At 72.7% G+C, this 8895-nt stretch carries 9 protein-coding genes and 1 tRNA gene; 5 read left to right on the top strand and 5 right to left on the bottom strand.

From position 1 onward, the window contains the following. Both AB0O82_RS35340 and AB0O82_RS35335 read right to left on the bottom strand, forming a co-directional pair. A partial coding sequence (locus AB0O82_RS35340; protein WP_363588607.1) for a hypothetical protein occupies positions 1-187 on the bottom strand: 187 nt, incomplete at its 3' end. Between the two features lie 353 nt (positions 188-540). Continuing rightward, the gene (locus AB0O82_RS35335) at positions 541-1140 is read right to left on the bottom strand and encodes a single-stranded DNA-binding protein (RefSeq protein WP_363588609.1); all 600 of its coding nucleotides are present in this window, start codon (positions 1138-1140) and stop codon (positions 541-543) included. A gap of 643 nt (positions 1141-1783) precedes the next feature. On the opposite strand from AB0O82_RS35335, the gene AB0O82_RS35330 reads away from it, so the two are divergent. Then, positions 1784-1859 (top strand) — tRNA-Arg (locus AB0O82_RS35330). 354 nt (positions 1860-2213) lie between these two features. Here the strand turns inward: AB0O82_RS35330 and AB0O82_RS35325 are convergent. Continuing rightward, entirely contained in the window at positions 2214-2831 is a 618-nt protein-coding gene (locus AB0O82_RS35325; RefSeq protein ID WP_363376299.1) for a TetR/AcrR family transcriptional regulator, read from the bottom strand. 91 nt (positions 2832-2922) lie between these two features. On the opposite strand from AB0O82_RS35325, the gene AB0O82_RS35320 reads away from it, so the two are divergent. Beyond that, positions 2923-3471, top strand: coding sequence for a GNAT family protein (locus AB0O82_RS35320; RefSeq protein ID WP_363588605.1), 549 nt, complete (start codon positions 2923-2925; stop codon positions 3469-3471). Between the two features lie 103 nt (positions 3472-3574). Here the strand turns inward: AB0O82_RS35320 and AB0O82_RS35315 are convergent, their stop codons facing one another. Then, positions 3575-5059, bottom strand: a complete 1485-nt coding sequence (locus tag AB0O82_RS35315) for an MFS transporter (protein WP_363588603.1) — start codon at positions 5057-5059, stop codon at positions 3575-3577. A 151-nt stretch (positions 5060-5210) separates the two neighbouring features. Here AB0O82_RS35315 and AB0O82_RS35310 point away from each other — a divergent pair, with 151 nt between their 5' ends. From AB0O82_RS35310 to AB0O82_RS35300, 3 genes are all read left to right on the top strand, one after another. After that, the gene (locus AB0O82_RS35310; protein ID WP_363588601.1) at positions 5211-5900 is read left to right on the top strand and encodes a TetR family transcriptional regulator; all 690 of its coding nucleotides are present in this window, start codon (positions 5211-5213) and stop codon (positions 5898-5900) included. 35 nt (positions 5901-5935) lie between these two features. Beyond that, positions 5936-6745 (top strand): enoyl-CoA hydratase/isomerase family protein, encoded by an 810-nt coding sequence (locus AB0O82_RS35305; RefSeq protein WP_363588599.1) that lies wholly within the window; start codon positions 5936-5938, stop codon positions 6743-6745. Positions 6746-6986: 241 nt separating this feature from the next. Continuing rightward, a complete protein-coding gene (locus tag AB0O82_RS35300; RefSeq protein ID WP_363588597.1) occupies positions 6987-7589 on the top strand; it encodes a hypothetical protein in 603 nt (200 codons plus the stop codon). A gap of 69 nt (positions 7590-7658) precedes the next feature. Here AB0O82_RS35300 and AB0O82_RS35295 read toward each other — a convergent pair whose 3' ends face one another. Beyond that, positions 7659-8885 carry an acyl-CoA dehydrogenase family protein gene (locus AB0O82_RS35295; protein ID WP_363588595.1) on the bottom strand — a complete coding sequence of 409 codons (1227 nt, stop codon included), beginning with the start codon at positions 8883-8885 and terminating at the stop codon, positions 7659-7661. Between the last annotated feature and the right edge of the window lie 10 nt (positions 8886-8895).

Genomic DNA, 8895 nt, shown 5'->3' with positions numbered 1-8895 from the left:
TCTCGCCGTTGGACGTCTTGAGGGTGAACAGACCGCCGTCGACGGTCCCCTTGCCCTCGACGTCGATCTTCTCGCCCAACATCGTGTTCTGGAGGACGGCCTTGACGCCCGCACCCGGGGTGTCCGCCGCGGCCGCCGCACCGGCCGCGAACAGGCCCCCGCCCAACACCAGGCTGGTCGTGAGCATGACAGTGGTTATGCGGGGGAGACTCCGCGCCTGCCTCTGGAACATCTGGGATCCCTCCGGGCCGGGCCGCACCGATGGACAGCCCGCCGACTTGCCGTGCCGCGCGCGCCCCCTGTGGCGCTGCTGCGGGTATGAACCAGACGAATCCTATTGAGCCCCGCAGGCCCCGAAACCCCCATGCGAAATCAGGACGATTCCGTATCTGGATCGTTATCAACCCCCTCAGTTTCGACACAAGCTGACGATCAGCCAGAATCTCCTCGCGACTTTTCGTTATCCGGGCGAGATTGCGCGTGCGGGAGCAACAACAGTCTCGATCAACATATTTGTCGACAGTTAAGGTCATCGACCCGTCAGATCAGCGCAGCCTGCTCGCCACCTCCCCGCTCCCCCTCGGCCACCCGCCCCCGCTCCCCCGCCTCCGCCTCCGACGCCCCACCCGACACCGGCCGCACCGGCGGCGGGGGCTCCGGCGGGCGCGGCGCCGAGGCCACCGCCGAGGCCTTCCGCGCCTCCAGCGCGTCGGCGATCCACCCCGGCACCACCCCTCCGCCGGCCTGCGCCCCGGCCGGCCCGGCGGCGCCCGGCGGCTGCCCGCGCACCCCCGCCGCCCAACGGAACGCCGAGGTACCACGGGTGAGGTCGTGTCCGACCGATCGGGCGTCGATCTCGGCCCCGGTGCGCTTCACCTCGCCGTCGATCCACTCCCGCAGCCGTAGCCGACCACTCACCAGCACCGGATCCCCCTTGGCGAGCGAACCGATCAGGTTGACCGCGAGCCCCCGCCAGGCCGTCACCGTCAGCCACTGCGTCTCGCCGTCCGCCCAGCACTCGCGCTGCCGGTCGTACCGGCGCTCGGTGCAGCCGAGCCGGAACTTGGCCATCGGCACCCCGCTGCCCGTTTCGCCGTAGGTCACCTCCGTCGCGACAATGCCGACGATCGTCACCTGCATCTCGTTCACAGCGCACTCTCCGTTCTCGCCGATGCACCGTACGGAATCGACCGGCGCGCGTTGAGAGTGCGCTTCGCGGGAAATCCCCGCCAGGGAGTTCTGAAATCCTGTGGACAACTCGATGCCTCGGAAAACCGACGTCACTCGCAGGGGTGAATTTCGGCCTTTCGGCACCCCTTCGCGCCCATCTCATCGCGGCCATGACAACAAACCGACTGCTCGTCGCCCCCAACCGACACGCCCCGGAACAGCGCCGGCCGACCGTCCGCGCACGTCATCCGACCGGAGGAAGCCGAATACGGCCCCCCACCCGCACCGGTGACGACACATTCTCCGTGCCGAATCCATAACGGGTGGGGCGGCAGCCCCGTAACGACTGCACAACGTCCGGCTCGGAACACTCCCAGACCGCTGCACTCACGGCGTTCACCTGCGATTATCGGACCGCTCCACCGAACCGACACACCAACGGCGGTGTCGTCACACTCGGCCGAGGAACTGGGCACCCTTATCCTGTCCCCGACAGGGCGAGGGCCCACCGACCCCCACCCCCACCCTCACGGTACGGGGCCGGACACGCGCGCCCCCAGCGCTCGTCGCCCGACCCGGCCACGGTCACGCCCGCCCGGGCGCAGCCCGTCCCGCCCCCATAGCTCAGCGGATAGAGCACCCGCCTTCTAAGCGGTAGGTCGCAGGTTCGAATCCTGCTGGGGGCACCACCTCGCCATTCCCGCAGGCCGCCAGGCCGGCGGCCGCATTGCCCGGCCGCCACGGGCTCCCGGAAATCCCGTCCGCACGCCGCCCGATTGCCCGTACCCACCGCACCTAACCCGTGACTATCCGTGTCATGGCCACTGCGATAACCGGCCGATCCGGATGACCGCCACTACGGACCGGATGCGGGAGAAGACCCGAACAACCGAAATTCCGGGCGAATCACGCCCCGGGGACGATCCGCCCCACCGACCCGGCCGGGAACCGCTCGGTCGCGAACCCGGCCGGCCGCCCGGCCCGTGATCGCGAACCCAGCCAGCCGCTCGGCCGGTGGTGGCGAGCCTGCCGGCGGTGGCGAGTCAGCCGGCGGTGGCGAGCCCGGCCAGGTAGGCGTCCAGCAGAGCGGTCTGCCGCTCGGGCGGGAACTCCGCCGGGGCGAACAGCACCTGCACCACCAGGCCGAGCGCGAAGGCCTGCGCGCCGGTCGCGAGCGCGGCGGCGTCGGCCCCGGCCGGGAGCTCCCCGAGCCGCTGAGCGTCCGCGACGTGCACCGCGAGGGCCTCGCGCGAGCGGGCGTAGCGACCCGCGTGCGCGGCCGCGAGCGCGGGGTCTGACAGGGCGACGTCCCAGGAGCCGACCCAGATCCGGTTGCCGGCCACCGCCGCCCCGTCCAGCGGCAGGACGTCGAGCAGCGCGGCCCGCAGCCGGGCCAGTCCGGGGGGCGGCGGCGGGGTGCCGTCGGCGGGGGCGGTGCGCCGGGGCCGGGAGCCGGAGCGCCGGTCGAGCTCGTCCAGCGCGTGGCTCAGCAGGGCCCGTTTGTTGGGGAAGTAGTGCGTCAACAGGCCGGTGGAGGCGCCCAGTTCGGTGGCCACGGCACGCAGGGTCAGCCCTTCGAAGCCGCGACTGGAGAGCACCCGCCACACGCCCTCGGACACTTCCAGGCGGCGGGCGTCATGGTCTCCACGGGCCGGTGTCATGGGGGTCATCGTACATACCAAACGTTTGTTATGTATGGTTCCCAGCACACCGCGCATCCCGTGAACCGTGCATCCCGTGAAAGGCCAGCCCATGTTTGCCGTACCGCTCGCCGAGAACGCCGAACTGCGCCCGCTGGAGCCGTGGCAGGCGACCGAGTTCCTGGCCCACATCGACCGCGCCCGCGCCCACACCGACCCGTGGATCCCCTGGGCCACCCGCTCCACCGACCTCGACTCCGCCCGCGCCACCCTCCAGCGCTACGCCGACCAGCAGGCCGCCGACAGCGGCCGGATCTACGGCATCTGGCGGGACGGCACGCTGGTCGGCGGCGTGATGTTCGTGAGCTTCAACGCCCAGAGCGGCGTCTGCGAGATCGGCGCCTGGACCGAGCCCGCCGGCGAGGGCGGCGGACTGATCACCGCCGGCGTCCGGCGGCTGCTCGACTACGCCTTCACCACCCGCGGCCTGCACCGCGCCGAGTGGTGGTGCTCCGCCGGCAACGCCCGCAGCCGGGCCGTCGCCGAGCGGGTCGGCATGACCCTGGACGGCACCCTGCGCGAGTGGTACCCGCACAACGGGGTCCGCCACGACAAGCAGATCTGGTCGATCCTGGCCCCGGAGTGGACGCCCGGGGCCTGACCGGACGCGGCGGGGTCCGGTGGACACCCCCGTGTCCCACCGGACCCCGCCGCTCCCCGGGCCGTCGCCCCCGGGCCCCAGCCCCTCAGGCCGCTCAGGCCCCTCAGGCCGCCAGCACCGGCGGCTCCGCCGCCGCCACCGTCCTGGGCACCCGCAGCGCGAGCAGCAGGACCAGCACCAGCAGGCCGCCGGCCGACAGGAACACCACGTCGACCGCGTCCGTGAAGCTGCGCAGCGCGTGCTCGCGGGCCGCGCCGCCGAGCGTCCGGACGGCGCCGAGCGGCAGGCCGGGCTCGCCGTCCGCGAAGGCCCGGGCCAGCACGGTGCCGAAGAGCGCCGCGCCGAGCGCACTGCCGAGGGTCTGGAAGAAGCGGATCCCGGTGGTCGCGACGCCGAGCTGGTGCCGGGGGACGGACTCCTGCACCACCGTGACCAGCTGGCCGATCAGCTGGCCCATCCCGAAGCCCAGCAGGACGAGTTCGCCGCAGACCGCCCAGAGCCCGGTGGTCGGGCCGCTGAGGCCGAGCAGGAGCAGGGCGATCGCCGCACAGCCCGCGCCGGCCACCAGGAAGGTGCGCTCCGCATGGCCGCGGGCGGTGAGCCGGCCGGCCAGCAGGCCGACCGCCGTCATCCCGCCCGCCATCGGGATCAGGTAGAGGCTGGCCGAGGTGGGGTCGATGCCGCGGGCGATCTGCAGGTAGAGCATCACGTAGACGATCGAGCCGGTCATGCCCATCCCGACCAGGCCCTGGATCGCGAAGCCGAGGCGCACCACGCTGATCCGGAACAGCGACAGCGGCAGCACCGGCTCGGCGGCGGTGGCCTGGCGCCACACGAAGAGGCCGAGCGCGGCCAGGGTGGCGGCGACGAGCCCGAGGATCACCGGGGAGGTCCAGGCGTAGTCCTTGCCGCCCCACTCGGTGACCAGCAGCAGCCCGGTCGCGAAGGCGGCGGCGAGGGCCGCACCGAGGAAGTCCAGGCTGCGGCGGCCGGCCGCCGGCGGCAGCTTGATCACCAGGGCGGTGCCGACCAGGACGAGCAGGCCGAGCGGCAGGTTGATGTAGAAGATCCAGCGCCAGCTGAGGTGGTCGGTGAACAGCGCCCCGATCAGCGGGCCGACCGCCATGCCGATGCCCGCGACGACCCCGCCCATCGCGCCGCCCTTGCCGCTGCCGCGCTCGGCCGGGTCCTTGAGGTGGGCGATGACCACCATGGTGACGCTCATCAGCCCGCCGCCGCCGATGCCCTGGACGGCCCGGAAGGCGATCAGCTGGCCCATCGACTGCGCGAACCCGCAGAGCGCCGAGCCGACCAGGAAGGTGCCGACCGCGCCGAGCAGCACGCGCTTGGCGCCGTACAGGTCGCAGAGCTTGCCGTAGAGCGGCAGCAGCGCGGTCGCGGCGAGAGCGAACGAGCTGATCAGCCAGGGCAGTCGGTCGATGCCGTGGACGGGGTCGAGCTCCCGGACGATCGGCACGGTGGCCGCGGACACGATGTTCATGTCGAGCACGGCCAGCACGATCGTGACCAGGCAGAGCAGCATGCCCAGGTTGCGCTGGGCCGGTGTCATCAGGGCAGCGGGTGCCATCGGTAAGTCCCCCCAGGGTCGGTGGAGTTCGGGCCGGGCCGGTGCGGCCGGCGGCACGTCCTCACCATGGCAGTTTTTTTATACCTGGTCAATTCTTAAGCTCGGCTCAATCTTTATCCTGGTCGATCTTTGATCCTGGTACAGTCGAACCATGGCGACGCACACCGGCTTCAGCCCCGACGACGACCGCGACCTCGACGCCCTTCCGCTGCGCGAGCGCAAGAAGATCCAGACCGGCATCCGGATCTGGCGCACCGCCATCGGGCTGTTCGCCGAGCGGGACTTCGACCAGGTCTCGGTGGCCGAGATCGCGGCCGCCGCCGAGGTGTCCAAGATGACCGTCTTCAACTACTTCCCCACCAAGGAAGACCTGGTCATGGCCCCCATGGAGCAGCACCTCGACGAGCCGGCCCGGGTGGTCCGCGAACGCGCCCCCGGCACCTCGGCGGTGGCGGCGCTGCGCGAGCAGTACCTCGCCGCGCTGGAGCAGCACGACCCGGCCACCGGGTTGAGCAACGAACCGCTCGTGCTCGACGTGGTCCGGCTGATCCACCGCACACCGGCCCTGGCGATGCGCGCCACCGCCGGCTTCGGCCGGCACGCGCAGGGCCTGCTGACCACCGAACTCCTCGCCCAGGACCCGGCCCACGACGAGCTCACCGCACAGATCGCCGCCGCCCAACTGCTCGCCGCCCGACTGGCCCTGACCACCGAGAACCAGCGCCGGATGCTGACCGGCGAACGCGCCGCGGCCGCCCTGCCCGGCGCCCTCGACCGAGCCGCGCGCGCCTTCGCCCTGGTCGAGGGCGGCCTCGGAGACTACTGCGCCGTCGCCTCCTGAGAGAGTGGGCGCACCACGACCGCCCGGAGGTGCGCATGGACCAGCCGCTGCTCACGCGGGACCGCTCCGCCCTGCCAGCCCACGCCGAGGGCCTGCACGCGTACGTCGGCGAGGACGGCGTCGCCGTCCTGGAGTTCGCCCGACCGCACCGGCGCAACGCGGTGACCCTGGAGATCTGGCAGGCGCTGCCGAAGGTGCTGCTGCGCCTCGCCGAGCAGCCGGGGGTGCGCGCCCTGCTGGTCACCGGCGCCGGCGGCACCTTCAGCGCGGGCGCGGACATCGCCGAACTCGCCGAGGTGTACGGCGATCCGGAGCACGCGGACGCCTACCACGCGGTCAACGTCGCCGCCGAGGAGGCGCTGGCGGCCTTCCCGCACCCGACCGTCGCCGTGGTGCAGGGCGCCTGCGTGGGCGGCGGCTGCCAGCTGGCCGTCGCGTGCGACCTGCGGTTCGTCGCCGAGGACGCCCGGCTGGGGATCACCCCGGCCAAGCTCGGCGTGGTCTACCCGGCGGTACCGACCGTGCGGCTGGCCCGGCTGGTCGGCCCGGCCCGCGCCAAGTACCTGCTGTTCTCCGGCGAGTTGGTGACGGGCCGCGACGCGCTGCCGCTGGGCCTGGCGGAGCGCGTCCTGCCGGGTGCCGAACTGGACGCCGCGGCACTGGAGTTCGCCCGGCTGCTGACCCGGCGCTCGGCCCAGACCATCGGCGCGGTGAAGGCCGCGCTGGCCGTCCCGGCCGAGCGGGCGGCACAGGCGCTGGCGCCCTGGGAGCGCCGTTCCCGGGAGACCTCGGACGTGTCCGAGGGGCTGGCCGCTTTCCTGGAGGGCCGCCCGGCGCGGTTCTGACCGGGGCCGGGCGCCAGGTCCGGACGTCGACTTCGACCGGGACCGGACGTCGACTCCGACCGGGACCGGGCCCCGGGTCCGGGCACCGGCCGCGAGGACGGGCTCGCGTACGATCATCCGATCGGTGCCGGGCCGTCCCGACGCCCCCGCCCTGACGCCCCCGTCACGCCGACCCGTCACGCCGATCCCTCGCACCGCCCCTTCACGCCGACCCCTTTGCGCACCCGGAGCACACACCCCGATGACGACCGAGGCCACGACCGCCCCCACCAGCCGGACGACCTGGGCCCGCCGGGTCACCGACGGCGTCGAGCCGAAGAACGTCATCATCGCGATGCTCCCGCTGATGGGCGTCATCCGCTACGGCTGGACGGGCCTCGGCTGGGCGGCCTTCGCGGCCCTGTTCGCGGCCGTCATCCCGACCATGTTCATCCAGCGCGGCATCCGCAAGGGCACCCTGGAGGACCGCCACGTCGGCCATCGGCAGCGCCGGCTGACCGTCATCCCGTTCATCATGGGCTCGGTCGCGACCAGCTTCGCCGTGATGCTCTGGCTGGACGCCCCGGCCGACCTGACCGCGATGGTGCTGGCGATGTTCGCCTCGCTGGTCCCGATCCTGGTGATCACCGTCTGGTGGAAGGTCTCCGTGCACACCGCCGTCGCCGCCGGCGCGGTGGTCTGCCTCGGGATCGCGCTCGGCCCGCTGTGGCTGCTGCTCGCCCCGCTGGTCGCGGCGATCGGCTGGTCCCGGGTGGTGCTGCGGGACCACACCACCGCGCAGACCATCGTCGGCGCGGCGGTGGGCGCGCTCACCGCCGGACTCGCCTTCTGGGCGGCCCGGTAGCCCGACGGGCCGCCGGCCCGACAGCCCGGTAGCCCAGCGGGCTCAGCAGGCTCGACGGGCTCGACGGGCTCAGCGGATCGGCATCCCCGAGATCGCCCGCGCGATCACCAGCCGCTGGATCTCGCTGGTCCCCTCGAAGATCGAGTAGATCGCGCTGTCCCGGTGCATCCGCTCCACCGGGTACTCCCGGGTGAAGCCGTTGCCGCCGAGGATCTGCATCGCCTGCGCGGTGACCCACTTGGCCGTCTCGCCCGCGTACAGCTTGGACATCGAGCCCTCGGCCGCGGTGAACGGCTGGTTGTTGGCCGCCATCCAGGAGGCCCGCCACACCAGCAGGCGGGAGGCGTCGATCCGGGTCTTCATGTCGGCGAGCTGGAAGGCCACGCCCTGGTTGTCGATGATCGGGCGGCCGAACTGCTCGCGGGTCCTCGCGTAGTCCAGCGCCACCTCGTACGCGGCCCGGGCGATGCCGATCGCCTGCGCGCCGACGGCCGGCCGGGAGGCCTCGAAGGTGGCCATCGCCGCGTTGCCCCTGCCCCCCGGGCGCTTGACCCCCTCGCGGGCCCGGGCCAGCCGCTCGTCCAGCTTCTCCTTGCCGCCGAGCAGGCAGCTGCCGGGCACCCGGACGTCGTCCAGCACCACCTCTGCGGTGTGCGAGGCGCGGATGCCGTGCTTCTTGAACTTCTGGCCCTGGCTCAGTCCGGGGGTGCCCGGCGGGACGACGAAGGAGGCCTGGCCCTTCGCCCCCAGCTCCGGGTCGACGGTGGCGACGACGACGTGGACGGCGGCGATCCCGCCGTTGGTGGCCCAGGTCTTGGTGCCGTTGAGCACCCACTCGTCCTTGGCCCCGTCGTACACCGCCCGGGTGCGCAGCGCGGAGACGTCGGAGCCGGCGTCGGGCTCGGAGGAGCAGAACGCGGCCACCTTGAGGTCGTCCGGGGTGCCGAACATCTGCGGGGTCCAGGTGCCGATCTGCTCGTCGGTGCCGTTGGCGAGCACCGCGACGGCGGCCAGCGTGGTGCCGACGATGGACAGCCCGATGCCCGCGTCGCCCCAGAACAGCTCCTCCATGGCGATCGGGATGCCGACGCCGGAGGGGTCGAAGTACTGCTGGGCGTAGAAGTCCAGCGAGTAGATGCCCAGCTTGGCGGCCTCCTGGATGATCGGCCAGGGGGTCTCCTCGCGCTCGTCCCACTCGGCCGCGGCGGGGCGGACGACGTCGGCGGCGAAGCCGTGCAGCCAGTCGCGTACGGCGAGCTGGTCCGCGCCCGGGTCCAGCGAGAACGTGCTGCTCATGGTGCTTGCC

The sequence above is a fragment of the Kitasatospora sp. NPDC088264 genome (assembly GCF_040685715.1).
GTDB lineage: Bacteria > Actinomycetota > Actinomycetes > Streptomycetales > Streptomycetaceae > Kitasatospora.
This window is presented reverse-complemented; position numbering and strand designations above follow the sequence as displayed.